This window comes from Aestuariivirga sp., from assembly GCF_020252405.1.
Taxonomy (GTDB): domain Bacteria; phylum Pseudomonadota; class Alphaproteobacteria; order Rhizobiales; family Aestuariivirgaceae; genus Aestuariivirga.
In genome coordinates this window covers 102608-128866 of the sequence record NZ_JADCDA010000018.1, presented here as the reverse complement: position 1 = coordinate 128866, position 26259 = coordinate 102608, and the positions used below count along the sequence as shown (strand labels likewise).

Genomic DNA, 26259 nt, shown 5'->3' with positions numbered 1-26259 from the left:
GAACAACCATTATTGGCCCCCAGCCGATGGCCCATTCGAAGGACGGAGCCAGTGTTGCCTTGAACATCCTCGCGCATCTTGCGGCGGACAATGACGCGCCGGCACTCGTCTTCCCCGATCATGTGCTGAGCTATGCCGGGCTGTCTGCCCGGGTGGACGCCCTGGCGCGGCGCATTGAGGGTCAAAAGAAGCTCGTGGCCATTGCGGCGCAGCCCTCAACCGGCTTTGTCGTCAGCTATCTTGCCTGCCTGAAGGCCGGCCATGCCGTGGCGCTGCTGCCGCCGGGCGATGGCGCGGCCGCCGCCGCCTTCCATCGCGACTTCTCGCCCGAGATCAGTTTTACGCCGGCGGGCGCTGACTGGCGCATGGAGGAGACCGGCACGCGCCCCAAAGGCGGCATCCACCCCGGCCTCGCGCTGATGCTGGCGACGTCCGGCACCGAAGGAAATCCGCGCTGGGTGCGGCTGTCAGGCGGCAACATTGCAGCCAACGCGGAAAGCATCGTCACCTATCTCGGCCTCACATCGGCGGACCGGGCGGCGCAGACGCTGCCATTCCATTATTCCTATGGCCTGTCGGTGCTCCATTCGCACCTTGCGGCGGGCGCCAGCCTGGCCTTCTGCCGCGGCAGCGTGATCGCCGATGGGTTCATCGGGACCGCGGCCGAACTGGGCTGCACCGGCATGGCCGGCGTGCCCTACACATTCGAGCTGCTGGAGCGGATCGGTTTTCGCCAGCGCCTGTGGCCCGCGCTGCGCAGCATGACCTGTGCCGGCGGGCGGCTGTCGCCGGAGCTGGTGACGCTCTACGCCGAAGCCATGCAGGCCCATGGCGGCCGGTTCTTCGCCATGTATGGCCAGACGGAGGCCACGGCGCGCATGGCCTATCTGCCGCCCGGGGCCGCGACGGCGCATGCCGATTGCATCGGCATTGCCATTCCGGGCGGCGCGTTCCGCATCGATGCGGCGCGGGGCGAGGCGGGCCAGCTGTTCTACCGCGGCCCCAATGTGATGATGGGTTATGCCACCAGCCGCGCCGACCTCGCACGCGGACTGGAACTCGACGAGCTTGCGACCGGTGACCTTGCGGTGATGACGGAGGCCGGGTTCATCCGCATCATGGGCCGAGCAAAGCGCATCTCCAAGATTGCCGGTCTTCGCATCGGGCACGAGGCCATCGAATGGGCGCTGCAAGCCAAGGGCATCGCCTGCGCGGTGACGGGCAATGACGGGGCGATCACCATCCATGCGGAGGCAACGGCGCTGGATGTGACCCGGCTGGCGGCCGGGGCCGCCGCCATTCCGCAGCGCTTCATCCGCGTGGAGCGCCATGACGCGCTGCCGCGGCTGGCTTGCGGCAAGATCGACTACCGCGCGCTGGCGGCCCATGCCCCGCCGGCCGCAGCCGCGCCCTCACGCGGCCTGCTGCATGATTTCCGCGCCGCCCTTTATCCCCGCCCGGTGGGTCCGCGGGACAGTTTTGAAAGCCTTGAGGGCGACTCGCTCGCCTATGTGCAGGTGGCGCTCGCCATCGAGGCGCGGCTGGGCCGGCTGCCCGAGGGATGGGAGGCCATGCCGGTGGCGCGGCTCGATGCGATGGCGGCGCGCGACGCCGCGCCGCAGCGCCCGTGGTTCGGGAACATCGAGAGCCACATCGCCCTGCGCGCCATGGCCATTCTGCTGATCGTGCTGCATCATGCCTCGGGTTGGCCCATTCCCGGCGGCGCCATGGTGCTGATGATGCTGGTGGGCCATGGCTTCGCGCGCTTTCACCGCGAGGCCCTGTTCGAAGGGCGCGTCTCCGCCATCCTCAAGCCCATGCTGCGCAACCTGCTCCCCTATCTGGTGGTGGCCGCGGGCTTTGCGCTGGCGTGGCGGAAAATTCCGTGGGCCTCGGTCTTCCTCGCCGGCAACCTGGGGTTCGCCGATCCCGCGAAGGGCAGCATGCTGCCCTATCAATACTGGTTCGTGGAGGCCTATGCGCAGCTCTGCCTGCTGACCGCCCTTTTGTTCTGTTTCGGCGGGGTTCGGCGCGCGGTGGCGCGGCGGCCCTTCGCAACGGCCTTCGCCGCCATGCTGCTGGCCTTCGGGCTGCGCTATGGCGTGCCGCTGATCCATGACGTGGGCGCGCGCAAGATATTCCTGCTCAGCTATGTGCTGTGGCTGCCGCTGCTCGGCTGGGCCGCCTGTTTCGCGACAAGGACGCCGCAGAAGCTGCTGCTGCTGGCGGCGCTTGCGGTCATCTGCCCGACCGCGGCCATTCTCGGCGGCAATTGGACGGGGGCCTGGGTGATGAACCTGCTGCAGATACCTGTCATGGCCGTGCTGCTGTTCCTGCCGGCGCTCCGCCTGCCGCGTGTCCTTCTGCCCGGAGTGATGTCGGTGGCGGCCGCGAGCTATCACATCTATCTCTTCCACCTGGTGATCCCGGAGCTGCTGAGGATGCAGGACTATGGCGCCTGGGGCATTGCCGCAACGGTGACGACCGGCGTCCTCACCGGCATTGCGGCGGCGACGCTGCAACGGCTGGCGCTGGCAGGCCTCAGCCGCAAAACCGCACTGGCGGCCAGCGAGGCATAGAGCATGATCCGCAAAAGTGGAACCCGCTTTTGCGACAAGATCATGCTCAGGCTTTTGATCTGGCGCATGTTCCGACCAGGTGATTCCGCCTCACCGGAACATGCGTCAGGCCCCGGCGAAATCGGCCAGCGCCTTCGCCGTACCTTTGGACCAGATGTCAGTGAGGCTTTTGGTGAAGGCCTTGCGGAAGACCTCGGACCGGCCAACATCGCCGTAGACGTCGTCCATCGAGAGCCAGACCGGCGGATCGGCCTTTGCGCGGGCCGCCAGTTCGGTGAGGCGCGGCCACATCGGGTCGCCCGCCGTGATGTCCCTGCCCGACTCCGACTTGCCGAAGCAGTGCCGGCACCACAGCGCCGACTCGAAGGCGAGCGATGAGATGGAGCCTCCGGCCGTCAGCCGGTCCCGCGCCACCGGCACGATGAACTTGGGCTGGCGGTTGGAGCCATCGAAGGCCAGGCGCGGAACGGTGTCGCCGATCTTCGGATTGGAGAAGCGGCGATGGATGAGGCGGTAATAATCGTCCAGCACCACGCCCGGCACCGGCGGCACGGTCGGCATGATTTCCTCGCGCTCGATCCTGGCGAAGAATGCGGCCACCAGCGGGTGGTTCATCGCATCATGCACGAAGTGGATGTCGAGCAGGCTCGCAGGATAGGCGATCGCCGCGTGGCCGCCGTTGAGGATGCGGATCTTCATGAACTCGAAGGGCGTGACATCGGGCACGAATTGCACGCCGGCGGCTTCCAGCTCCGGGCGGCCGTTGCAGAATGTGTCCTCCAGCACCCACTGAATGAACTCCTCGCAATAGACCGGCCAGTTGTCCTCGATGCCGAAATCCTGCGCGCAGAGCTTTCGCTCGCGGTCCGTCGTGGCGGGCGTGATGCGGTCCACCATGCCATTGGGGAAAGCGGCGTTCGCGGCGATCCAGTCCGCCAGCCCCCTGTCCCACAGCCGCGCCACTCCGGCGACAGCATTGCGCGCCACAACGCCGTTGTGGGGGATGTTGTCGCAGGACATGACGGTGAAGGGCCTGACGCCCGCCCCGCGCCGCTTCCCGAGGCCCAGCGCGATGAGGCCAAACACCGTATGCGGATCATCCGGATGCTTCCCGTCCGCCGCGATCTCGGGGAAATCCGGGTTGAACTGGCCGGTGGCAGGATCGATGAAATAGCCTCCTTCGGTGACGGTGACCGAGACGATGCGGATCGCGGGATCCGCGAGCTGCCTGACGATGCGTGAGCGGTCCTCCGGCGGAATCATGCCCACCATCGCGCCCGTCACACGCGCGCGGCTGACGTTCGCCTCCTGTTCGACGACCGTGGTGAGCCAGTCCTGCGGCCGCAGCGCATCATGCATAGCGCGGTCGGCCGGCCGGACGCCGGCGCCGATGACGCCCCAGTCGCGGCCCTTGCCCATGTTGAACAGCGAATCGAGATAAACGGCCTGATGCGCGCGGTGGAAGTTGCCGAGGCCGAAATGCAGGATGCCGGGACTGAGGTCAGCGGCGTGGTAGTTCGGCACGGCGACGCCCTTGAGACTCGGCAGATTGGCGCGGTTCAGCTTCGTCATGTCACTTCTCTCCGCAAATCGGGTGGCGAGCCGTCAGCTCATCCATTGGCCGCCGTCGACGTTGTATGTCTGCGCCACCACATAGTCGCTTTCGGAGGAGGCGAGGAAGATGGCGCAGCCCACATGATCCTCGGGCCTGCCCATGCGGCCGAAGGGCACGCCCTCGCCGACCAGGCGCTTCTTCTCGCCCCTGGGGCGGTTCTCATATCTGGCGAAGAGCCCATCGACATGCTCCCACATCGGCGTGTCGACCACGCCGGGCGCTATGCCGTTGACGTTGATCTTGTGCGCAATGAGCGCCAGGCCCGCCGACTGGGTGATGGAGATGACGGCGGCTTTCGAGGCGCAATAGACGGCGACCAGCGCCTCGCCGCGGCGGCCGGCCTGCGAGGCGAAATTGATGATCTTGCCGCCCCTGCCCCGGCGCTTCATGCTCTCCGCCACCTCCTGCAGCATGAAGATCAGCCCCCTGACGTTCACGTCGAAGACGAAGTCATAGCTGTTTTCGGTGATCTCGCCCCAGGGCGCCATGTCGAAGACGGCGGCATTGTTGACGAGGATGTCGATGCCGCCGCAGCGCCGCTCGCATTCGGCGGCGCAGGCCTTGATCTCGTCCAGCCTGGTGACGTTCAGGGCATGGGCGAAGGCGCCATTGCCGATCTTCCGCGCCAGCGCATCGGCCTCGGCGAAGTTGATATCCGCCACGCAGACGCGCGCGCCCTCGCGCGCATAGCCTTCGGCTATGGCCGCGCCAATGCCGCGCGCGCCGCCGGTGACGATTGCAGTCTTGCCCTTGAGACGCATCAGACGATAACCTTTCCCTGGCTGTCGAAACGGTGGAGACGGGCGGCATCGAAGCGAAGCGCCACGGCATCGCCCGGCTTGCCGCCATACTCGCCCGGCGCGCGCACCGTGAGCCGGCCGGCCTCGCCTGCATCGATATGCAGGAAGGAGTCAGCCCCCAGATGCTCGGTGAGCATGATGGCGCCCTGAACGTCACCGCCCGCGCCGGTGAGGGCGATGTGCTCCGGCCGGATGCCGGTTGTCGCGGCGTTGTGCCTGGCCGCAAACGGCCCGGAGATGAAGTTCATCTTCGGTGACCCGATGAAGCCGGCGACGAAAAGGGAATTCGGCGTGTTGTAGAGTTCGAGCGGCGAGCCGACCTGCTCGATCACACCCTTGTTCAGCACCACGATGCGGTCGGCCATGGTCATGGCCTCCACCTGATCGTGCGTCACGTAAATCATGGTGGCGTCGAGCTGCCGGTGAAGCTGCATGATCTCGATGCGCATGTTGACGCGCAGCGCGGCATCAAGGTTCGAGAGCGGCTCGTCGAACAGGAAGCACTTGGGCTGGCGCACGATGGCGCGGCCGATCGCCACGCGCTGGCGCTGCCCGCCCGACAGCTGGCGGGGCTTGCGCTCGAGACAGTCCGTGAGGTTCAGCGTCAACGCGGCCCTGGCCACCTTGGCGTCGATCTCCTCTTTGGGCATGCCGGCCATCCTGAGGCCGAAGGCGATGTTGTTGCGCACGCTCATGTGCGGATAGAGCGCATAGGACTGGAACACCATGGCAAGCCCGCGCCGGGCCGGAGGCACGCCGCTGACATCCTCGCCGTCGATCAGAATCTGGCCCGATGTCAAATCTTCCAGCCCCGCGATGAGGCGCAGCAGGGTGGACTTGCCGCAGCCCGAAGGGCCGACGAAGACGACGAATTCGCCATGCGCGATCTCGAGGTCCGCGCCGGGGATGATGACGGCGTCTCCGAAGGCCTTGCTCACGTTCCTCAGCGTTATGGCCCCCATGTTACTTCACTGCTCCGAAGGTGAGGCCGCGGACGAGCTGCTTCTGGGCGAACCAGCCGAGCACGAGGATGGGCGCGATGGCCATGGTGGAGGCGGCGGAAAGCTTGGCCCAGAACAGCCCCTCCGGGCTCGAATAGGAGGCGATGAACTGAGTGAGCGGGGCGGCGTTCCGGGTCGTCAGCGTGAGCGTCCAGAAAGCCTCGTTCCACGCCAGGATGATGTTGAGCAGCACGGTGGAGGCGATGCCCGGGACGGCCATGGGGGCGAGCACATAGATCAGTTCCTTGCCGATCGAGGCCCCATCCATGCGCGAGGCTTCGAGGATCTCGCCCGGGATCTCCCTGAAATAGGTATAAAGCATCCAGATGATGATCGGCAGGTTCAGCAGCATCAGCACCATGATGATGCCGATGTGGCTGTCGAGCAGTTTCAGGTCGCGGAAGATCAGGTAGAGCGGAATGAGCGCTCCCACCGGCGGCATCATCTTGGTGGAGAGCATCCACATCAGGAGATCCTTGGTCCGCCTGCCGGGCGCGAACGCCATGGCCCAGGCGGCGGGCACGGCGATGAGGAGGCCAATCAGCGTGGAGCCCAGGGCCAGGATCACGGAGTTCGACGCGAACTTCAGATAGTCCGAGCGCTCCTGCACGACGCCGTAATTCTCCAGGGTCCAGTCGAAGAACAGGAAGGTTGGGGGAATGGCGACGGCCTCTCCCTCCGTCTTGAAGCTGGTGAGGATGGTCCACAGGATCGGGAAGAAGATCACGAAACCGCACCCCCAGGCGAGGCCCGTGAAGATCAGCTTGCGGCGGAGGGGAACGGCGCGCGCCATGCTCTCATGCCTCCAGGTTCTTGCCGATCATGCGCATCAGGAAGAAGGCGGCGATGTTGGCGAGAATGACCGCGATGACGCCGCCCGCCGAAGCGCCGCCGATATCGTTCGACAGCAGGCCGTAGTGATAGACGAGGAACGGCAGGTTCCCCGCCCGGCCGCCCGAACCCGTGACGTAGATTTCGGCGAAGATATTGAGCAGGAAGATCGTCTCGATGAGAATGACCACGGTGACGGGCCGCGCCAGATGCGGCACGATCATGTACCAGAAGAAGGACAGGGGCGGCGCGCCGTCCATCTGCGCGGCTTCCTTCTGCTCCTCGTCAAACGACTGAAGGGCGGTGAGGATGATGAGCGTTGCAAAGGGCATCCACTGCCAGGACACCATGATGACAATGGCGGTCATCGGATAATGCGCGAACCAGTCGATGGCGCCCAGCCCCAGCGATTTCGTGATCCAGGCGAGGAAACCCTGCACCGGATGCATCATCATGTTCTTCCACACGAGAGCCGACACGGTGGGCATGACGAAGAAGGGTGCGATGACCATGAGGCGCACGGCATTGCGGCCATAAATGGCCTGGTCGAGCAGGAGTGCCAGAAGCGTTCCGCCGGCGACGGAGATGACGAGCACCCAGAACACCAGCAGCAGCGAGTTGCGCATGGCCTTGAAGAAGGCGGGGTCGGTGAGGAAGTAATAATAGTTGGCGGCGCCGGCCATGCAGCGGTTCGCCGCGTCCAGCAGCGCCCCCGGCGTCATGAGCGAGCAGGCTGGGTTGGGGTCGAGCAGATTGTAGCGGAGGAAGGAAAACCAGACGGTCATGGCCAGCGGCACGATCATCCAGAGGAACAGGGCAAGAACCGATGGCGCAACGGCGATCCTGCCGATCGAGCGTGTCTGCTGCGTTGCCATGGCTCAAACCCAGTGAGGGGGAGAATGGCTGCCCGGTTTCCGGTCGGGCAGCCCCGTTGCGGGAGGTTCGGTTACTTGATGTAGCCGGCCTTGGTCATTTCGCGCAGCGTCACGTCCTGCGCTTCCGCGAGAGCTTCGTCCGCGGTCTTCTCGCCGGCAAGGGCCGCCGAGAAGATCTGACCGACGGTCGTCGCGATGCCGGCGAACTCAGGGATCGCCACGAACTGCACGCCGACGTAGGGAACCGGCTTGACGGTGGGCCTGGTCGGGTCAGCCGAGTTGATCGAGTCGAGCGTCATCTTGGCGAAGGGAACCTTGGCATATTCCGGATTCGCGTAGAGCGAGGTGCGCGTGCCCGGAGGAACATTGGCCCAGCCTTCCTTTCCGGCAACGAGTTCGGTGTAGTGCTTCGACGTCGCCCAGGAGATGAATTTCTGAGCGGCGTCCTGCTTCTGGGTGCCGGCGGGGATGGCGAGAGACCACGCCCACAGCCAGTTGCCGCGCCTGCCGAGGCCGTTGTCTGGCGCCAGCGCGAAGCCCACCTTGTCGGCAACCGTGGAGTCCCTCGGGTTGGTCACGAAGGAAGCGGCCACCGTGGCGTCGATCCACATGCCGCACTTGCCGGCGTTGAACAAGGCGAGGTTCTCGTTGAAGCCGTTGGAGGACGCGCCCGGAGGCCCGTCTGACTTCATGAGGTCGAGGTAGAAATTGAGCGTGTCCTTCCATTCCTGGGTATCGAACTGCGGCTTCCAGTTCTCGTCGAACCAGCGCGCGCCGAAGGAATTGGAGGTGGCCGTGATGAAGGCCATGTTCTCGCCCCAGCCGGCCTTGCCGCGCAGGCAGACGCCATAGATTTCCTTGTCCTTGTCGGTGATCTTGCCGGCGATGCGCTTGATGTCCGCCCAGGTGGGGGCTTCCGGCATCTTCTCGCCCGCCGCCTCGACCAGGTCGGTGCGGTACATCACCATGGAGCTCTCGCCATAGAAAGGCGAGGCCATGAGCTTGCCGTCCACCGTCAGGCCGCCCGCGATGGCGGGCAGCAGGTCCGCCGGGTCATCGATCTGCGTCAGCGGCACGAGCCAGCCCTTCTTGCCCCAGATAGGCACTTCGTAGGTGCCGATGGTGAGCACGTCGAACTGGCCGCCCTTGGTGGCGATGTCGGTCGTCACCTTCTCGCGCAGCACGTTCTCCTCAAGCGTCACCCATTCGAGCTTGATGTCCGGATTGTTCTTGGTGAAGTCCTCGGTCAGGCCCTGCATGCGGATCATGTCGCCGTTGTTCACGGTGGCAATGACCAGGGTCGTTTCGGCCGAGGCGGTCGAGGCAAGGGCGGCGAGGCTGATCGCGCCCAGAATGCCTGCCAACAGAGATTTCATATGATCCTCCCGTTCGATCGGGCAATTATTTGCCCATGATAGGAGCGTATGTTTGCTTCTTGCGTATGGTCAAGCGACTTTCCTGTGTGCGCCGCACATTGGTTTCCGCGGCGCAGCGATGCTTGCGGCCATTCAGCCGGGAATAGAGTGGCGACCGTCAGGCGCTGAACGCCCTCATCAAGGCCGAGAGCTCGGAATGAGGCGGAGATTTGGGCAACGGGGCGGCAACTTGAGCAGGCCAGCTATGACCAGAGCAGGTTTCGGTTCAGTGGTATCGAAACCTGCTTTATCTATTTGTTTTGTCGCACTTTCCACGGTCAACCGGTGTCCACCTGACCTGAAAATGCTTTATCTCCAGCTTTATCGTCTGAGTTTACCGGTGTGTCAGAGAACGTTCAGGGTCTGTCCGAAGGCGCTGCATAGCTTTGCGATGAAGCTTTTTGCCATGTGCCGGTGGAATGCCGCTCGCCTGAAGCAAGCGGTTGAATCCGCAATGTTTTTTACCGGTCGCCGCAGGTGGCGTGACAATCTGCTGTTGCAAAGCCTTTCACAAAGCATTGCAAGATTCGCTTTCTGTTCTGTGCGGCGCAGAATTCACAGCAGCGGCGTCATGAGCCGCACGGTCGACTCGATGAGCCGCGCGCCCACCGGACGCTCGTTCCAGGGCGCCAGCATCACCGCGCTGGAATCGTCGAGGTAGCCCTGCTGCAGGCGGCGGATGGCGGCCACGGCATCCCGGTCATAGACCAGAAGCGACACCTCGTAATTGAGCCACAGGCTGCGCATGTCGAAATTGGCGGTGCCGAACATCGCCTGCCCGCCATCGACGGTGATCGACTTGGTGTGCAGCAGCCCGCCCCTGAACTCATGGATCTCGCCTCCCGCCGAGATCACCTCGTCGAAGAAGGAACGGCTGGCATGCCGCACCAGCAGCGAATCGATGCGCCGGGGCAGCACCACGATGACCTTCACGCCCCGGGCCGCCGCGCCGCGCAGCGCGGTGATGAGCGAATCCTCCGGCACGAAATAAGGCGTCGTCAGCACCACTTCGCTTTCCGCCGCATTGATCAGCGCCAGCATGATCTGCAGCAGGCCGTCACCCGACTGGCCCGGTCCTGACGCCAGCACCTGGACGGACGCAAGCCCCTGCGGCGCCGCGGGCTCAAGGCCGGTCTCGGCCACCACCTGCTCCGGCGTAACGCCGCCTTCGGCCACCCAGTCGCTGATCATGACGGCGGCCAGCGCGCCCGCCACCGGCCCCTCGATGCGCACCATGGCGTCAACCCATTCGCCGACGCCCGAATCCTGCTTGAAGAAGCGCGGGTCCACCATGTTCATGCTGCCGGTCCAGGCGAGGCGCCCGTCAATCACCACGATCTTGCGGTGAAGCCGCAGGTCGGCGCGCCCCGCGAGGCCGCGGAGCAGGCCCACCGGCAGGGCCGCCCGCAACTCCACCCCGGCCTTGCGCAGCATGTCCGGTTCGGGTCCCCGCCACCAGCCGGCGGCCCCAAGGGCATCGATCAGCACGAGGCACTTCACGCCCCGGCCTGCCGCGCGGATGAGGGCCTCCAGCACGCCGCGCGTCAGACCACCTTCGTTCCAGATATAGAATTCCACCAGCGCGCTGCTCCGCGCCGCATCGATGTCGCCGGCCATATGCTTCAGTATGTCGAGGGTGTCGGACGCGACTGTCACGGAATTGCCGGTGAAGGCCGGGGCGCCGAAGAAGCTTTGGGCCGCCCGCTCCACCGGCTGCTGCTTGTGGGTCAGCCGCGCGCCACCGTGCTGCAGCCGGTTCTCGGCCAGATGAGGCGCGGTGATCTTGCGGAAGTCGCCCTGCATGCGAGCAAGACGCCCGGCGCGTCCGCGGGAGATGCGGCGTTCGCCGATCAGGAAATAGAGGAGCGCGCCGACATAGGGCACCATCATTGCAAGCAGCAGCCAGGCCAAAGCCACGCCGCGCGCCGGCCGCCGCAGCAGAACGCGCAGGATGACAGCCGCCATCAGCGCGGCATGAATGAAGACAGCCAGGAAGGACGCCATACGGAGGTCAGCTAGGGCCTTACCGCCATGCTGGCAAGGCGCGCGGCAATATCATCACCTGGCGTCGAGCGCCTTCAGCCCCGCCTCCAGCCCCTTCAGAGAAACCGGGATGGTGGTGGGCTCCGCCACGAGGCGCATCTTGAAGGTGAGGCTGAAGCCATCCGCGCCGCGCAGCGCGTCGAGCGTCTTTTCATCCACGGCGGTGCTGGCGATGCAGCCGCGCCGCACGCAGGTCTGAACGGTGAGGGGCAGCGTAACCGCCCCCGCCTTGCCGGTGACGCCGGCGGGAATGTCGAGCCCCAGCGGCAAAACCGCGGCGAGGCGCAGTTCCCTGCTGTCCCTGTTGCGGGCCAGGGCAATGGCCGCGACGGGCTGCCGGGTGTCTTCGGCCATGATCCTCTGATGCAGCGCGCAGGCCTGCTCGCCGGTGCTGGTCTTCGTGCAGCGCAGCAGCCAATCGCCGAAGGCTTCTCCCGCCAGGGGCTTTGCCATGCCAGCCCCCGCCGGCGCGAGAGCGCTTGCGGCAAGCAGCAGGAACAAGGATACGGCGGCGGATTTCATGGTCTTTGTCTCGCGGCGGGCAGAACTTCCGTCAGCATAGGGCCGGGCAGGTGGCGGTTCAAGCTTGCCGGATGTGGCATCCATATGCGCCTCCTTACCTATGAGGCCTCATGCCCCAAGGGGAGAAACGCCCGCCGCCGGACCGGGGCTGCCTGACCGAGCCCGCCTGACCGGATGCTGACACGGGGCTGGAATGCCAGGCCCGGCTCATGCAAGCCCGGCGCGGCGGGCGACGTACATTGCGGGTGCAGGAGGCCATGATCAGTGATGAAGAACGGATGTCGATAGCGAATCAACTTGTCCGGTTTTGGTAGCACATCAAATGTCCGCATCGGCAAGTACCAGAACGCCAGCGAGGCGGTGCGCGAGGCGGTGCGCGATGCGGTGCGCGGCTGGCAAGAGCGGCTGAAAGCCGATGAACTGAAGCTCGAACGGCTTCGGCAAAGCATAACCGCCGGGGTCGCAGCGCTTGATCGCGGGGAATACGAAGACGTCGAGGACGAGGACCTCAACACTTTTCTCGATGGCCTTGCCACGCCGGCGGCGCGTTGATCCGAAATGGGGCGCTATCGGCTTTCAGAACCGGCCAAAGCCGATATCGCCTCAGTGCTGCGAACACGTGAGACCATGCATGGCGCCGAGGCGCGAATACGCTGCCGGGCGCTGCTGACGGCGGCAATGAGGCGGGTTGCGGCTGATCCGGGCTGCCCCTCCCCCGCGGATCGCAGCGATCTGTCCGAAAACCTTCGCAGCTTTCACATCCGGCACAGCCGAAACGAAAGCCGGGAAGCACCCGTCGGCGATCCCGTCCATGTGATCTACTATCGCGCCGTTAAACCCAGTCCCGTCGAAATCTTTCGCGTGCTTCATGAGCGTAGGGAGCCCAGCCGACAGTTTCCAGCCTGGCTTCCGGGTTCGCCTTTCCGCCCCGTTTGCACCCGTTCCCGCCATTCATAGGGAGACCCACCGAGAGCATCTCGCGGATTGGAAATGACCGCGGCTGAGTGCTGCGGCCGGCGCGGGGAGGAAAAGTGGTTCCCGGTTTTCCGTCCGACCGCGCGCCTCACTCTGGATTTTCGATTGCGGCAAGCCGCCGTCTGGATCAAACCAGCGGCCACCACGAAGCAGCGCCGCCTGCATCGCGCGCCGATCAGCGCTTCCGCAGCAGCGCCTCTGCGCACGATCCGGCTGCGCGTGCCCGAAGATTGCGAATGGGTGTTTCCGGGCGAGACGCAAGGCAAGCCGCTTCAAAAGCATGGCGCCAAAAAGTGGGAACCGGTTTTTGGCAATGGCCATGCGGCAATAAACGGCACATCAAGCGGTTCTGGGAAGATGTCCGGGCGAAGGCCGAACTGCCCGCCGTCCGCATCCACGATCTGCGCCACACCTTCGCATCGCTGCTCGTTTCGGGCGGCATGACACTGCCGATGATCGGCAAGCTGCTCGGCCACACGCAGGTTCAAACCACCCAGCGCTACGCCCACCTGCTCGACGATCCCTTGAGGGCTGGGCTCGAACAGGTCGGGAATTTGCTGAGAGCGGTGTCGTGCATTGTGGCAGACTGACTTGAATACAGGCCAGATAGTCCTTTAGCATGTGACTATTGAAATCCAATCCCGACAGGAGCTTAATGAAACCATGGAACAGACGCGCGATTGCGTCGCGGGCTCTTGTCTTTGGATGCGAATCGAATTATTGTGATGCACAATGATGCAACGCGATTCTAACGCTCCGGCGAAAAAGAAGCCCAAGAAAATTGGGGTGACCGTTCGCTTGGATGAAGCAACCCACCAGAAAGTCGTAAAACTCGCTGAACGGCAGGAACGTTCTGTCGCGTTTATCGTTGATCGGGCGTTAAGAGATATTTTGGTAAAATCTGACACGGGGCAGCTGGATCTGGACCTAGATTAGGAGATCGAACCATGGGGACACTCCATCAGACACGGCAGCAACCAATCCCCGCAATGCAGGCCTCAGTTGATACGTTGCTTGGGCAAGAACGATATCTGGAAAAGATTACCGAAGAGCTCTACCGAAACAGAATTTACTATGGGCACGAATTGGCCAACCTCAGCGAAACAGAGTTTCGGAGATTGGTTGGGCGGACGACCGAGGATAACATACAGCGCGTCAAGAAGCGCCTATATGATATAGGCCTGTCTTTTCGCTAGCCTATAAGGCCAATGGAAATACTTGGACTTCGAGGTCACTAACTTTCCGAAAACCGTTTCCGAAACGTGGCTTACAAACAGATACAGTTGCCAGGGTCGATTGGCCGCGCCAAAAATCAAGAAATTTCGATGCAAGCCATTCTGTAACGAGACGGCCACCCGCCATATCCAAAAACACATTGTCGGTAGGCCGCCTTCCAAGGCTCTGCCTCTGCAGCGTAGCCTGAACCAGAGCCGCACGATTCATCGGGTCCGATGCGATTTTATTCAAGTAAAACGTTTTGTCGTAATCATCGACCTGAAAGAGTGCAGGGCAAATGGCGATCGCATGCGGATCATCCGCTGAATGCTGATAAATATCGACAGAACTACGAGCACGCTTCAGCGCCAGCTCCAATGTAACAATGGCTACGCAGGCGGATTGAAAAGCAACCGGCGTATGTTTGCGAACCCGGCTAACTTGGTTGCAGCCGATCTGCTCGATTCCGTCCTTGTTGCTGTTGGACGGAGGAAGATGCGCACCCCAATCCCGCTTCACAATTTCCTTGGCCTGACCCACCAGATCAGCGTCCTCAACTGTGCTATAATCGCTATTGCCAATTAACCGGCGAAACTCGTTGAAGCCATGGACACGAAAGTACTTATAGGTGCGGACGTGTTCAGCCCATTCCACGTACGGGAAATGTCGGGCGGGAGAATACACCAAATCGAGCGGCGATTTCGGACGTGGCATGGATTCCTCACATCAGATTTCAACCCCCTTACCCCAGTCAGGCCTCTGTTGCAAGATGAGAAGGGGTTAGTTCTTGCTCATTCTCGCCCCATCCATGGTGGTGTGGAGGTAGGACCCGTCTGACCCCAACCAAAATATGTGAAATCTCGCGTGTCGGCCCAAGCGCCGACGCGGTGTCGGTTGCAGGCCTCGGAGACCACGACGATGCTCAATCGAAACTGCCTGCTGTCCCTGCCGAAGCCGATACGCCGGACTAAGCTCCTCATCGAACCGGCCGTTCGGCTTGAGTTCTCGAAGAATGGAAACGCCAAGAGCGCGCTCGTTCAACTGAACGAAAGTGAGAAGGAGCGAGCCTATCGCGCCACGCAAGCGCTCTTCCTCCTTGGTCGGATCGACGCCCAGCCGTCGGCTTTCGTCCGTGAAGCTGCCGACATGGTTCAGAAATACCTCCCGGAAACCTACCACACGCTTCGCATGTTGAGCGACGAGGACGTGCCCCAGATCATCGTCAAGGGCCTCCCGCGCCCTTGCCCGCTGATCACCACGCCGCTCAACGGGACGGTTGTCGAATCCGACGTCCGTACGCAGATCGGCTTTCTGGTCGCTCTTCTCGGGGAGGCGGCCGAACTTACGCCTTTTGCCTATGGCTCGGAAAACCGTGGCTTAATCCTCCGTGCCGTTGCGCCCGTCGCGGAACTCAAGGGGACGGCTTCGAGCCAAGGGTCGGCAAACGACCTCGGTATGCACAACGACAATGCGAACCAGGCCATGTTTCACGAAGCCTGGTTCAAGCCCGGCGCGCCGTTCATGAACCCCTATCAGGCGTTCGTGTGCCTCCGCGCTCGCTCAGACGTCCCGATGGAGACAGCGGCGCTGGACGATCTTCTGCCGGAACTGGAAGCCGCACACGGTCCCGAGCCCGCGCGCATTCTTCAGTCGCCCGTGTATGACGTGCGCTGGCCGGACAGCCACCTTAAGGGCGGCCAGATCGCGGTGGCGGGTGTGCCGGTCCTTGTGCCCGATGCTCTTGGGCGGATGCACTCTCGGTATCATGCCGCGAACATCAGCAGTGCGGATGCGAATGCTCAGGCTGCGCTCGACAAGTTCCATCGGATCGTCTCGAAGACGAAGTCGGTGATGGAAATCTACTCGGAGCCCGGCGATCTGCTGATCTACTCGAACACCCGGATGATGCATCGTCGGCGCGCCTACGCAGCGAACTTCGATGGATCGGACCGCTACTACGTGCGGGTCTACCTCGCGCCCGCTGAAGCTCTCGGCGGTCGCCATCTAATCGACTGACGGAAGAGCGACCGTCGGCGCGCAAGCGCCGGCGGTCGCGCGCGCCCCTCGCAATCCAAATTCAGAAAGGACTCCGTCCATGACCAACATCTTCAATCAGTACCCGGACCTTACGGTTCATCCGACCACGATCCGCGCGATGAAGTTCGAGAGCGCCCATCGGGCTGCGATCGCCTTCGGCCAGAACATCTTCCGCCCGGCGGGCGGCGGCCAGCCCCATGACCTTGGGACCATAACCATCGGCAACGAGACGTCGAACGTTCTGAACGTAGTCAAGGAGGGTGGCGAAACGTGGGTTATTGTCGACCGCACTCGCGTGGGCAACGTCGAGATCGGGAACATGGCGCTCCTCGAAGTGGATGCGCCTCGCCGCGCGGCCTTGTCCCGGTCCCACAGCCTCACGCACCTCATGATGGCTGCCGCGCGCCATGTGCTCGCGGACTTCGACAGCAAGGGGGCGTTGATCGCCGACGATGGGGTCACTGTCTCGGTGAAGTTCAAGACCTCGACGTCGGTCACGGACGAACTGATGGCGTCCGTCGATTGCCTCACCCGGCACTTCGTGCTCCGCAACGCCTCCATCTCAGTCGTTTCGGCTAAATCTGTTGCTGACGCGGCGGGACGGTTCCGTCATTGGCGCGTGGATTCTGACCTTGGTCTCACCGGCAAAATCCGCGTCGTCGAAATCGCTGGGATTGACGCGAACCCTTGCTCCGGCTCCCACGTGAAATCGACGGGCGAAATCGGTCCTTTTGAATTCACCAAGTGGACGCAGTCGAAGGATATGGAGGTCCAGATATCGGCCCGCCGCACTCCGACATGGATGTATTGGTTCGGTGACGAACATCTCCGAGTTTCGAGCCATGTCGATCTTTCGGCTTTTGCCGACTAATGCATGAGAAGCCCGGCGGAAACGCCGGGCTTCTTTCTTCAAGTACGCAACAACTCCCTCCAGATCGCCGACACCTTACGCCGCACCGTCCGTTCGTCGGGGGCCAAGAAATCTTCCCGGCCCGCGAACCAATCCATCATATCGCGCACAAGCTCGCCCTGGCTCGTCGGCATGCCGTGATCATGCACGCGGCGGGCACCCTGATCGGCTATTGCCGATCTGGTAAACAAAAGCGATCCAAGTCGGGCAGTTCAGGATCGTTCTCGCAAACGCCGCGCGCCATAGAGCGGGTTTCGGTTCAGTGGACTCGAAACCTGCCCTATCTCTTTAGTATGGTCGCAGTTTCGACGGTCAACCGGTATCCACCTGACCTGAAAATGCTTCAGACGATGCCGGCGGCTGTGCTCTCTGCCGGCGGCCGCTCCTTCGTCTTCGCCGCGCGATAGCCGCTCGACCGGTAGAGGCCGAGCGGATCTATGGCGCCTCCCTTTCTCCGCCGCGCTTCCGCCAGGATCGGCGACACGTCGGTGATGAAGGCCTGCTTGACGATGCGGTGGCCCAGCATCGCGTCGCTGCCGTTCTGAGCCTCTTCCAGCATTTCGCGGTCGATGAGCGAGGCCTGCACATAGGCCCGCTGGATCTCCACGGCCGAGGCCATCAGGCTCTCGACCGGGTCGGTGACATTGTGCGACTGATCGATCATGTAGGCGGGTGAAAAGCCTTCGGCCCGGCGCATCTCCGCATCGACGAGTTCGTTGAACACCAGGAAGAGGCGAAAGGGGTCGATGGAGCCCGAATCAAGGTCGTCGTCGCCGTATTTCGAATCATTGAAGTGGAAGCCCGCGAGTTTTCCGGCGCGAATCAGCCGCGCCACGATCTGTTCGATGTTGGTGTTGGGAGCATGGTGCCCGAGGTCCACAAGGCAGCGTGCCTTTGGGCCCAGCTCGAGAGCGGCCATGAAGCTTGAGCCCCAGTCGGAAATCACGGTCGCGTAGAAGGCGGGCTCATAGAGCTTGTGTTCGAGGAAGACAAGCCAGTCCTTCGGCAGTGCGTCATAGATGATGCGCAGGGAGTCCATATATCGGTCGAAGGCGGCATTGAGATTGGACTGGCCGGGGAAGTTCGAGCCATCGGCGATCCACACGGTGAGCGCGGCGGATCCGAGCTGCCTGCCGATCTCGATGCATTCGAGATTGTGCTCCACCGCCTGCATCCGCGTCGCCTTGTCCGCATGGGTGAGCGAGCCAAATTTGTAGGACAGCCGCTGGCCCCGCTGGTCCTGGAACGTGTTGGAATTGACCGCATCGAAGCCCAGCCCGTGGCTCGCCGCTTCCTGCCGCAGCGCGTTATAGTCCTTCACCCTGTCCCATGGAAAATGCGGCGAGACATTGGGCGTCAGCCGCGTCAGCTGGTTGATGACGCCGCAGTCCTCCAGTTTGTCGTGGATGTTGCGGGGCTCGCCGGGGCCTGGAAACCGCGCGAAGCGTGTGCCGCCAGTGCCAACACCCCATGTCGGGACCGCCACGGCGTACGACATCGCCCGCTCCGTCATCGCCGCGATGGAAATGCCGCGCCGCGCCAACTGGCGCCCGAGGGCCTCATAGTCCTCCGCCAGCGCCGCCGCGTGCCGGGCATTCCCGGCGACAATGAAATCGGCTGGGATCGCAAAGCTCATCGAATCACCTTGTGAAGGAGGCGGCATTGCCGGCATCGACGTTCAGGAAATTGCCGGTGGACTTGCTCGACAGGTCGGAGGCGAAGAAGTAGACGCCCTCGGCAATGTCCTCCGGGTAGACGGACCGCTGCAGCAGCGAGCGCTTGCGATAGTGCTCCTCAAGCTCGTCCTGCGATATGTTGAGCGATGCCGCGCGCTGCTCGCGCCATGGGCCCTGCCAGATCTTGGAGCCGCGCAGCACGGCATCCGGATTCACCGCGTTGACGCGAATGCCGTGGGGCGCGCCTTCCAGCGCCATGCAGCGCGCCAGGTGCAGCTCACCGGCTTTCACGGCGCAATAGGCGGAGGCGCCGGGCGAGGCCGCGACGGCGTTCTTCGAGCAGATGAACACCATGGAGCCGCCGAGGTTCTGCCGCTTCAGCAGCCTGTAGCCCTCCCGGCCCACAAGGAAATAGCCCGTGCCCATCACCGCCTGGTTCCGGTTCCACAGGTCGAGGGTCGTGTCCTCCACCGGCGCGGCGATGGTGATGCCCGCATTGTTGACGACGATGTCGACGCCGCCGAAGGCCAGCGCCGTCCCGTTCATGGCCTGCGCCACGGCGTCCTCGGACGTCACGTCCATCTTCACGCCGCGCACATTGTCCTTGCCATGGGTCTTTGCGAAGCCCGCCGTCACCTCATCCAGCGCGGCCTGGTCGATGTCGGCCAGCACCACGCAGGCACCCTCCGAGAGCAGCTTCGAGGCGATGGCCGATCCGATGCCGCCCGCGCCGCCGGTGATGAAGGCAACGCGGCCGGCGAGGCTCCTGGGCTTCGGCATGCGCGCGAGCTTCGCCTCCTCCAGCAGCCAGTACTCGATGTTGAAAGCCTCCTGCTCCGGCAGGCCCTTGTAGGCCGAAACACCCGAGGCGCCGCGCATCACGTTGATGGCGTTGACGTAGAACTCGGCTGCGATGCGCGCCGTGGCCTTGTCCTTGGCGAACGACAGCATGCCGACGCGCGGCACGAGGTAAATCACCGCGTTGGGATCGCGCATCGCCGGAGAACCCACGTGCTTGCAGCGCCCGTAATAGGCGGCGTAATCCGCACGGTAGGCCTCGATCAGCCTGTCCAGCGCCGCGCCATCGGCATCATGCGGAATGATGAGCGGGCGGATTTTGGTGCGCAGGAAGTGGTCGGGGCAGGAGGTGCCGAGCGGGGCCAGCTCCTCCAGCATGTTGGAATTGACGAATTCCAGCACCTCGGGCGAATCGACGAAGTGACCGATCTTGCGCTCGTGCCTCGAGATGCGGCCGCGGATTTCGGGAAGCAGGCGCAGCGCCACGGCGCGGCGCTCCGCATCGGGCAGCGCTTCGGCCTTCGCTCCCCTGAAGGCGGGCTTCGCGGCGTTGCGGTCCAGCCAGACGGCGGCCTTATTGATGATGCGGAGCGTGGTGTCGTAGCACTCCTTCGCGGTGCGCCCCCAGGTGAAGAGGCCGTGGCTGCCGAGGACGACACCGTTCAATTGCGGATTGTTCTTCGCCATCTCGCCCAGCTTGATGCCGAGATCGATGCCGGGGCGCTGCCAGGGCAGGTAGCCCATTTCATCGCCGAAGATTTCCGTCGTCAGCCTCCCGGAATCCACGGACGCCGCAATGGCGATCACCGCATCGGAATGAACGTGGTCGACGTGCGGGTAAGGCACATAGCCGTGAAGGCAGGTGTCGATCGAGGGCGCGCGGGGATTGAGGCCGAAGATGCAATGGTTCAGCGCGTGCACCATGGCGTCTTCCTGGTCGAGACCCTTGTAAAGGCTCTTGAGGCTCTCCAGCCTGTCCATATAGAGGGTGGCGAAGCCGTCGAGCTTCATCGAGCCGATGTCGCCGCCGGAACCCTTGACCCACAGAACGGTGACGGGCTCGCCGGTCAGCGGGTCCTTCGCCGCGACCTTGGCGGAGGTGTTGCCGCCGCCGAAATTGGTGATGCGCAAATCCGCGCCCAGCAGGTTGGAGCGATAAAGGAGGAGGCCCGGCTCATCCAGCGTGGCGGCCCTGGCGTCATCCCACAGCGAGGGGACGGTGGAGGAATTGCTCATGTCGCTTTCACTTTCGAAATGGGTGCGGCGCGCCGGACAATGCCCGGCGCGCCCGGGGTTGGGATCAGAAGTCGAACTGGCCGATGTTTTCCCTGGTGAAGGTGTAGGGCGAGCCGAGGAGGATTTCCGAACCGTTGATGACCTGGAGGTCGCCGAGCTTGCCGGCCTTCACGGAGGTGGCGCCCGGCTGCAGCGTGCCGTCAGCGACCGCGCGGAGCACCATCATGGCGGCATAGCCGAGGTCGACGGGGTTCCACAGCACGACGGACTTCACGCAGTCCTTCTCGACATAGGGCTTCATGGCGTTCGGCGTCGCCAGGCCGACGATGGCGATCTTGCCGCATTTGCCGGCCTGGGTCACGGCTTCGGCCGAGGCCGGTGTCGCCACCGAGGTCATGCCGAAGATGCCCTTCAGGTCATCGCCATATTTGTTGATGAGGGTGGTGGCCTGGTTGAAGGACAGGTTGTTGTCCTCCTGGGCTTCCACCGTCTCGAGCCACTTCATCTTCGGGTGGCACTGCGCGGCATAGGCCCCCATCTCGGCGATCCAGCGCGCCTGGTTCGGCGTGGTGAAGGTCGAGGTGACGATGGCGACGCCCGCATCCTCGCCCGCTTCCTTCGCCATGTTGTCGACCAGCGCCTTGGCGATGCCGTTGAACTCCGCCTGGTTCACGAACCACTGGCGGGCCTCGGGCGTCGAGTTGGCGTCATAGCCCACGACGTTGATGCCCTTCTCCAGCGCCTTCTTCAGCACCGGGGCGATGGCCACGGGGTCATTGGCGGCGAACAGGATGCCGTCGACGCCCGAGGTGATATAGTTGTCGATGAAGGTGATCTGCTCGTCGATGTTGGCCTTGGTGGGGCCGTCGGTCTTGGCATCGACATTGCCGAGTTCGGCGGCGGCCTCGGCGATGCCCTTGGAGGTGGCGTTGAAGTAGCCGATGCCGATCAGCTTCGGCACGTCCACCACGGTGATCTTCTTGCCCTTGCGGTCCGGCGGGTTCGTCGGCATGCCGCCGTCAAAGGGTTTGGCAACGGCGGCCGCCGGCGTGCCGTCGCAGGCGAGCGGGTTGGTCGGCAAATCGTCGCCGCCGGTCCAGGCGGACGCAGCAAGGGCTGAGCCGCCCATCAGGCCGAGGCTCACGATGGCGGCAAGCGTCAGTTTCTTCATGTCGTTTCTCCCATGTTCGTCTCCTTGCTCACAGGCGGGTGAGCCGGAGACAGCCTCCCTTGGTCAGCCGCCTCTGTTCCTGTCGAACAGCGCACCCACGAGGATGGCGCCGATCAAAACCAATCCGATGACGACGATGGCGCCGTCGCCCTTGACGCCCGACAGCGCCAGGCCGTTCTTCAGCGCCTGGATCAGGACGAGACCCAGCGCCGTGCCGATGATGGTGCCGCGCCCGCCGAAGATCGAGGTGCCGCCGAGCACGACGGCGGTGATCGCGTCGAGTTCAAGCCCGGTGCCCATGTCGGAGCGCGTGGTGGTGACGCGCGACACGAAGATCACCGCCGCGAGCGCCGCGCAGAAGCCGGACGCCGTGTAAATCCAGAGTTTCACCGCATTGACGCGGATGCCGGAGAAGCGGGCCGCCACCTCATTGGCGCCGATCGCGTAGGTGGCGCGGCCGAAGGGCGTCAGCCCCAGGATCACGGCGGCGGCCGCCGTGGCGAGGCCCAGCACCCAGAGCTGAAAGGGAACGCCCAGCACCTCGCCCTGGCCGAAAAAGAAGAACCACTCGGGGTAGCCGCGCACCGAGCGCGCCTCGCTGATGCCCTCCGCGAGGCCGCGGTAGAGCGCAAGCGTCGCCAGCGTGGCGATCAGGGGCGGCACGCCGAAGCGGGTGATGATCAGGCCGTTCACAAAGCCCGCGAAAGTGCCGCAGACCGTGGCGAGGACAATGGCCGCGGGCAGCGGCAGCCCGAGGTTCTTCCAGAATACGCCGAGCAGGATGGCGGTGAGCCCGAGGATGGAGCCAACCGACAGGTCGATGCCGCCGGTCACGATCACGAAGGTCATGGCCAGCGAGATGAGGCCCACCTCCGCCATCAGGCGGCCCTGGTTCAGCAGGTTGTCGGCGGTGAAGAACTTGTCCGACAGCGAGGCGAGCACGGCCATGGCGATCATGGTGAGCGCCGCGAGGACGGTCTCGTGCCGCAGCAACTTCGGTTGCGCGCCGGTCACCTGGCCCTCCGGCGGCGCGCCATGTCGGCAAGCACGGTGGCGAGGATCATCAGGCCCAGCACGGCGCGCAGCCAGTAGGCCGAGACATTGAGGAAGATCAGCGCCGAGCCGATGCAGGCGAAGAGGATGGCGGCGAGCGTCGAGCCGATCACCGTTCCGGCGCCGCCGAGGATGGAGACGCCGCCGATCACCGAGGCGGTGATGACGGTGAGTTCGAGATTGGGCGGCACGGTGGACTGGATCACCTGCAGCTGCGTGGCAAACAGGATGCCCGCGATCCCGGCGAAGAGACCGTGCAGCGCGAAGACGCCAATCACCGTCCGTTCCGGATTGATGCCCGCCGCCCGCGCCGCCTCCATGTTGCCGCCCACGGCATAGACCGCGCGGCCGAAGTCGGTGTAGCGCAGGAACACAGCGGCGATGAATGTGAGCGCCACCATGAACCACACGGCGGAGGGAATGCCGAAGGGCCGCATCTGGGCGATCATGAATTCGGCCGGCATGTTGGTGATCCACTCGCCCTGGGTGGCGCTGATGAGGCCGCCCTTGAGGATCGACAGCATGCCGAGCGTCACCACGATCGAGGGGATCCGCGTATAGGCCACCAGCGTGCCGACGCCGGCATTCACCGCGATGGCGAAGAGAATGGGAACGCTCCACGCCATCCAGACCGGATAGCCTTTCACGGCCAGCGTGCCGGCGATGGTGGCGATCACGCCGATGAGGGCGCCCACCGAAACGTCGATGTGGCCGGCCATGATGATCATCGACATGCCGATGGCGGCGATGGCGATATAGGCGTTGCCCGCAAAGATCGAATTGATGTTGGTGTCCGAGAGGAAGCGCGGACTGACCGCGCCCACCACGGCAAAGAGCGCCGCGATGGACAGCAGCACCACGATCTCCTGACCATAGCCCGTGAGAAAGCGCCGCAGATTGGAGCGCCCGGGGGAGAGGGCGGCGCTGCTCATGCCGCCCGTTCCCTTGCGTAGCTCCGCGTCATCACCGTTCCCACGGCCTCGGCCGTGGCGTGCGCCTTGTCGAATTCGCCGGCGATGCGGCCGCCGTTCATCACCAGCACGCGGTCGCTCATTCCCAGAACCTCGGGGAGTTCGCTGGAGATCATCAGGATCGCCATGCCTTCCCCGGCGAGTTTTCGCATCAGCTGGTGGATTTCCGCCTTGGCGCCGACGTCGATGCCGCGGGTGGGCTCGTCCATGATCAGGATGCGCGGGTTGGTGGCGAGCCATTTCGCCAGCACCACCTTCTGCTGGTTGCCGCCCGAAAGCTGGCGCACCGGCTGCCCGGGCCCCCGCGCCCTGATGCCGAAGCGGGCGATGGCCCCGCGCGCCTCCGCCGCGACCTTCGCGGCATCGACAAAAAATCCCCGCGTCAGCCGCCCGAGGTTGGCGAGCGCGATGTTGTCCTCAATGGTCTGTGGACGGATCAATCCCTGATGCGCGCGGTCCTCCGGCACATAGGCGATGCCCAGATCGCGCGCCTGCCCGGGCGAGGCGATGGTGACGGGCTTGCCGTCGATCAGGATCCGCCCGGCGGTGGCCGGCGTGACGCCGAAGATGGTCAGCGCCGTCTCGGTGCGGCCGGAACCGACGAGGCCCGCGAGGCCGAGGATTTCGCCGCGGCGGAGCTGGAAGGAGATGTCCCGCACCGCGCCGCGGTGGCAGACGCCGGCGAGTTCGAGCATGACATCGCCATCCTTACCCTGCTTGGCCGGGTAAAGACGGTCGATGGAGCGGCCGACCATCATGGAGACCAGCGCGGGTTCATCGACCTCCGGGACGGGCCTGGTGCCGACCAGGTGGCCGTCGCGCAGCACGGTGACGCGGTCCGCGAGCGCGAAAATCTCCGGCATGCGGTGGCTGACATAGACGATCGCCACGCCGCGCTTTCTCAAGCTCCGCACGATGCTCATCAGCCGCTGCACGTCATGCTCGGCGAGCGCCGCGGTGGGCTCATCCATGATCAGCACGCGCGCATCCTGGGCAAGCGCGCGCGCAATCTCGATCCTCTGACGGTTGCCCACGGAGAGGTGGATGACCTTCTGATCGATGTCGAGGTCGCCGCTGTCGAGCTCATCGAGCAGCTGGCGGGCGCGGCGGCGCATGGCGGTCCAGTCGATGGCGCCAAGCGCTGTCTTGGGCGTCTGGCCGATGAAAATGTTCTCGGCGACTGTGAGTTCGGGGAAGAGTAGCAGCTCCTGGTGCACCGTGGCGATGCCGGCGGCATGAGCCTCCCTCGGCGAGGCGAAGCGGACCGCCTTGCCACTGACCATGATCTCTCCCGAGTCAGGCTGGTGGAGGCCTGCCATGATCTTGATGAGGGTGGATTTGCCCGCGCCATTCTCGCCCATCAGGGCATGCACCTCGCCGGGGCGCATGTCGAAGCTGACGTCATTCACCACCCTGATGCCGGCGAAAGACTTGGAAATACCGGCAAGCGCGATGGGGAGCGCAACGTCGCTTGCCGCGGCGGCACTCATCTGCTCGGCTTGCATCTGTTCGCCCCCATTCCGCCGACCACCGCCCGCGATTTGGTTTGTCCGCGGGTTCAAGCCGGTGCTGTTTACAATGCCTCAACGGTGAGCGATAATAAACATCCGTGAGCAAAAAGCGTCAAGTGAGTTAGTTTGAAAGCTTCGGGCGATTTTTGCAGTGCACAAGTGAGCAGAGTTGCTCATGTCGTCAAGGTTTAGCGATGACGGAAGCTGAGCGCCACAAGCTGATGCTCGATCTCCTGCGTGACCGGCCCTTCGCCTCGGTGCGCGACCTGCAGGCGGTGATCGACGCATCCCCCGCCACGATCCGCCGCGACGTCGCCAAACTCCATGCGGCTGGCTCGGTGAGGAAAGTTTTCGGCGGCATTGCCGCAACCGAGGCGGGCGGCCCTGAGGGGGTCACGGCCCGGCCCTTCACCGAGAACCAGATGCTGGGGGTGGCCGCCAAGAAAGCCATTGCAAGGGAGGCCGCGTCGCTGGTGCAGGATGGCGACGCGTTGATCATCCACGGCGGATCGACCTGCTATCTCTTCGCGCTGCTGCTGGCCAGCCGGAGCGTAAGAATATATACCAATTCGATGCCGCTCGCCGCCACGTTGTGGCAGAACGGCGCCTGCCACCTGACGCTGGCCGGCGGCGAACTCTACCGCGAACCGGCCATTGTCCATTCGCCTCAGGCAGGCCCGCCGGATTTCTATGCGTCGAAATTCTTCCTCGGCGCGCAGGCGATCGCGCCGGCGGGAATGCAGGAATCCCATCCTTTGGTGGCGCGGGAAACCGCGCTTTTGCTCGAGCGGGCCGATGAAGTGATCGTTCTGGCCGACAGCCGCAAGTTCGGCATGCGCGCCCGGAACCACATAATGCCGCTTTCCCGCATCGGAACGCTCATCACCGACGACAACCTCACCGATGCCAACCACAAAATGCTCATGGACGCCGGCATCCGGGTCATCATCGCCCGCGCCAGCCCCGATTTTTCATAATTTTCATCAGGCTCCGCCCAAACTTGGCCGGGTTTCCGGTGTAAGAAA

General features: G+C 64.0%; 23 protein-coding genes. 8 read left to right on the top strand and 15 right to left on the bottom strand.

What is annotated here, in order from left to right; all coding sequences use genetic code 11:
* The first annotated feature begins 26 nt into the window (after positions 1-26).
* On the top strand, positions 27-2579 hold the full coding sequence (locus IOC69_RS04460; RefSeq protein WP_290542328.1) for an AMP-binding protein: 2553 nt from the start codon (positions 27-29) through the stop codon (positions 2577-2579).
* A gap of 105 nt (positions 2580-2684) precedes the next feature.
* Here IOC69_RS04460 and IOC69_RS04455 read toward each other — a convergent pair whose 3' ends face one another.
* The 8 genes from IOC69_RS04455 to IOC69_RS04420 form a co-directional block, all read right to left on the bottom strand.
* A complete protein-coding gene (locus IOC69_RS04455; protein ID WP_290542327.1) occupies positions 2685-4151 on the bottom strand; it encodes a mannitol dehydrogenase family protein in 1467 nt (488 codons plus the stop codon).
* Between the two features lie 33 nt (positions 4152-4184).
* Entirely contained in the window at positions 4185-4955 is a 771-nt protein-coding gene (locus IOC69_RS04450) for an L-iditol 2-dehydrogenase (protein WP_290542326.1), read from the bottom strand.
* The gene (locus tag IOC69_RS04445) at positions 4955-5956 is read right to left on the bottom strand and encodes an ABC transporter ATP-binding protein (RefSeq protein WP_290542325.1); all 1002 of its coding nucleotides are present in this window, start codon (positions 5954-5956) and stop codon (positions 4955-4957) included. The genes IOC69_RS04450 and IOC69_RS04445 overlap by 1 nt, the downstream gene beginning before the upstream one ends.
* A 1-nt stretch (position 5957) precedes the next feature.
* Positions 5958-6788: a carbohydrate ABC transporter permease gene (locus IOC69_RS04440; protein ID WP_290542324.1), complete on the bottom strand. Its 831-nt coding sequence runs from the start codon at positions 6786-6788 to the stop codon at positions 5958-5960.
* Positions 6789-6792: 4 nt separating this feature from the next.
* A complete protein-coding gene (locus IOC69_RS04435; protein ID WP_290542323.1) occupies positions 6793-7701 on the bottom strand; it encodes a carbohydrate ABC transporter permease in 909 nt (302 codons plus the stop codon).
* A 71-nt stretch (positions 7702-7772) separates the two neighbouring features.
* Positions 7773-9077 (bottom strand): sugar ABC transporter substrate-binding protein, encoded by a 1305-nt coding sequence (locus IOC69_RS04430; RefSeq protein ID WP_290542322.1) that lies wholly within the window; start codon positions 9075-9077, stop codon positions 7773-7775.
* A 594-nt stretch (positions 9078-9671) separates the two neighbouring features.
* Entirely contained in the window at positions 9672-11120 is a 1449-nt protein-coding gene (gene cls, locus IOC69_RS04425; RefSeq protein WP_290542321.1) for a cardiolipin synthase, read from the bottom strand.
* Between the two features lie 54 nt (positions 11121-11174).
* On the bottom strand, positions 11175-11612 hold the full coding sequence (locus tag IOC69_RS04420; protein WP_290542320.1) for an invasion associated locus B family protein: 438 nt from the start codon (positions 11610-11612) through the stop codon (positions 11175-11177).
* Between the two features lie 366 nt (positions 11613-11978).
* On the opposite strand from IOC69_RS04420, the gene IOC69_RS04415 reads away from it, so the two are divergent.
* The 4 genes from IOC69_RS04415 (at position 11979) to IOC69_RS04405 (ending at position 13592) form a co-directional block, all read left to right on the top strand.
* Entirely contained in the window at positions 11979-12233 is a 255-nt protein-coding gene (locus IOC69_RS04415) for a type II toxin-antitoxin system ParD family antitoxin (protein ID WP_290542319.1), read from the top strand.
* Positions 12234-12239: 6 nt separating this feature from the next.
* Positions 12240-12638, top strand: a complete 399-nt coding sequence (locus tag IOC69_RS13685; RefSeq protein ID WP_366935499.1) for a type II toxin-antitoxin system RelE/ParE family toxin — start codon at positions 12240-12242, stop codon at positions 12636-12638.
* Positions 12639-12685: 47 nt separating this feature from the next.
* On the top strand, positions 12686-13246 hold the full coding sequence (locus IOC69_RS04410) for a tyrosine-type recombinase/integrase (protein ID WP_290542318.1): 561 nt from the start codon (positions 12686-12688) through the stop codon (positions 13244-13246).
* A 142-nt stretch (positions 13247-13388) separates the two neighbouring features.
* Positions 13389-13592 carry a hypothetical protein gene (locus IOC69_RS04405; RefSeq protein WP_290542317.1) on the top strand — a complete coding sequence of 68 codons (204 nt, stop codon included), beginning with the start codon at positions 13389-13391 and terminating at the stop codon, positions 13590-13592.
* A 261-nt stretch (positions 13593-13853) separates the two neighbouring features.
* Here the strand turns inward: IOC69_RS04405 and IOC69_RS04400 are convergent, their stop codons facing one another.
* On the bottom strand, positions 13854-14585 hold the full coding sequence (locus tag IOC69_RS04400; protein ID WP_290542316.1) for a hypothetical protein: 732 nt from the start codon (positions 14583-14585) through the stop codon (positions 13854-13856).
* Between the two features lie 204 nt (positions 14586-14789).
* On the opposite strand from IOC69_RS04400, the gene IOC69_RS04395 reads away from it, so the two are divergent.
* Together IOC69_RS04395 and IOC69_RS04390 are read left to right on the top strand one after the other, a co-directional pair.
* The gene (locus IOC69_RS04395; protein WP_290542315.1) at positions 14790-15887 is read left to right on the top strand and encodes a TauD/TfdA family dioxygenase; all 1098 of its coding nucleotides are present in this window, start codon (positions 14790-14792) and stop codon (positions 15885-15887) included.
* Between the two features lie 79 nt (positions 15888-15966).
* A complete protein-coding gene (locus IOC69_RS04390) occupies positions 15967-16779 on the top strand; it encodes an alanyl-tRNA editing protein (RefSeq protein ID WP_290542314.1) in 813 nt (270 codons plus the stop codon).
* 382 nt (positions 16780-17161) lie between these two features.
* On the opposite strand, the gene rhaI is transcribed toward IOC69_RS04390, so the two are convergent.
* The 6 genes from rhaI to IOC69_RS04360 all read right to left on the bottom strand — a co-directional run bounded on the left by rhaI (position 17162) and on the right by IOC69_RS04360 (position 25228).
* Positions 17162-18454, bottom strand: a complete 1293-nt coding sequence (gene rhaI, locus IOC69_RS04385; RefSeq protein ID WP_290542313.1) for an L-rhamnose catabolism isomerase — start codon at positions 18452-18454, stop codon at positions 17162-17164.
* A 4-nt stretch (positions 18455-18458) separates the two neighbouring features.
* Positions 18459-20528, bottom strand: coding sequence for a bifunctional rhamnulose-1-phosphate aldolase/short-chain dehydrogenase (locus tag IOC69_RS04380; RefSeq protein ID WP_290542312.1), 2070 nt, complete (start codon positions 20526-20528; stop codon positions 18459-18461).
* A gap of 64 nt (positions 20529-20592) precedes the next feature.
* On the bottom strand, positions 20593-21699 hold the full coding sequence (locus tag IOC69_RS04375) for a substrate-binding domain-containing protein (protein WP_290542311.1): 1107 nt from the start codon (positions 21697-21699) through the stop codon (positions 20593-20595).
* 63 nt (positions 21700-21762) lie between these two features.
* A complete protein-coding gene (locus tag IOC69_RS04370; RefSeq protein ID WP_290542339.1) occupies positions 21763-22656 on the bottom strand; it encodes an ABC transporter permease in 894 nt (297 codons plus the stop codon).
* A 53-nt stretch (positions 22657-22709) separates the two neighbouring features.
* Complete coding sequence (locus IOC69_RS04365) at positions 22710-23684, bottom strand: ABC transporter permease (protein ID WP_290542310.1); 975 nt, start codon at positions 23682-23684, stop codon at positions 22710-22712.
* Complete coding sequence (locus tag IOC69_RS04360) at positions 23681-25228, bottom strand: sugar ABC transporter ATP-binding protein (protein ID WP_290542309.1); 1548 nt, start codon at positions 25226-25228, stop codon at positions 23681-23683. The genes IOC69_RS04365 and IOC69_RS04360 overlap by 4 nt, the downstream gene beginning before the upstream one ends.
* Positions 25229-25428: 200 nt before the next feature.
* On the opposite strand from IOC69_RS04360, the gene IOC69_RS04355 reads away from it, so the two are divergent.
* On the top strand, positions 25429-26211 hold the full coding sequence (locus IOC69_RS04355; RefSeq protein WP_290542308.1) for a DeoR/GlpR family DNA-binding transcription regulator: 783 nt from the start codon (positions 25429-25431) through the stop codon (positions 26209-26211).
* The last annotated feature ends 48 nt before the right edge of the window (positions 26212-26259 follow it).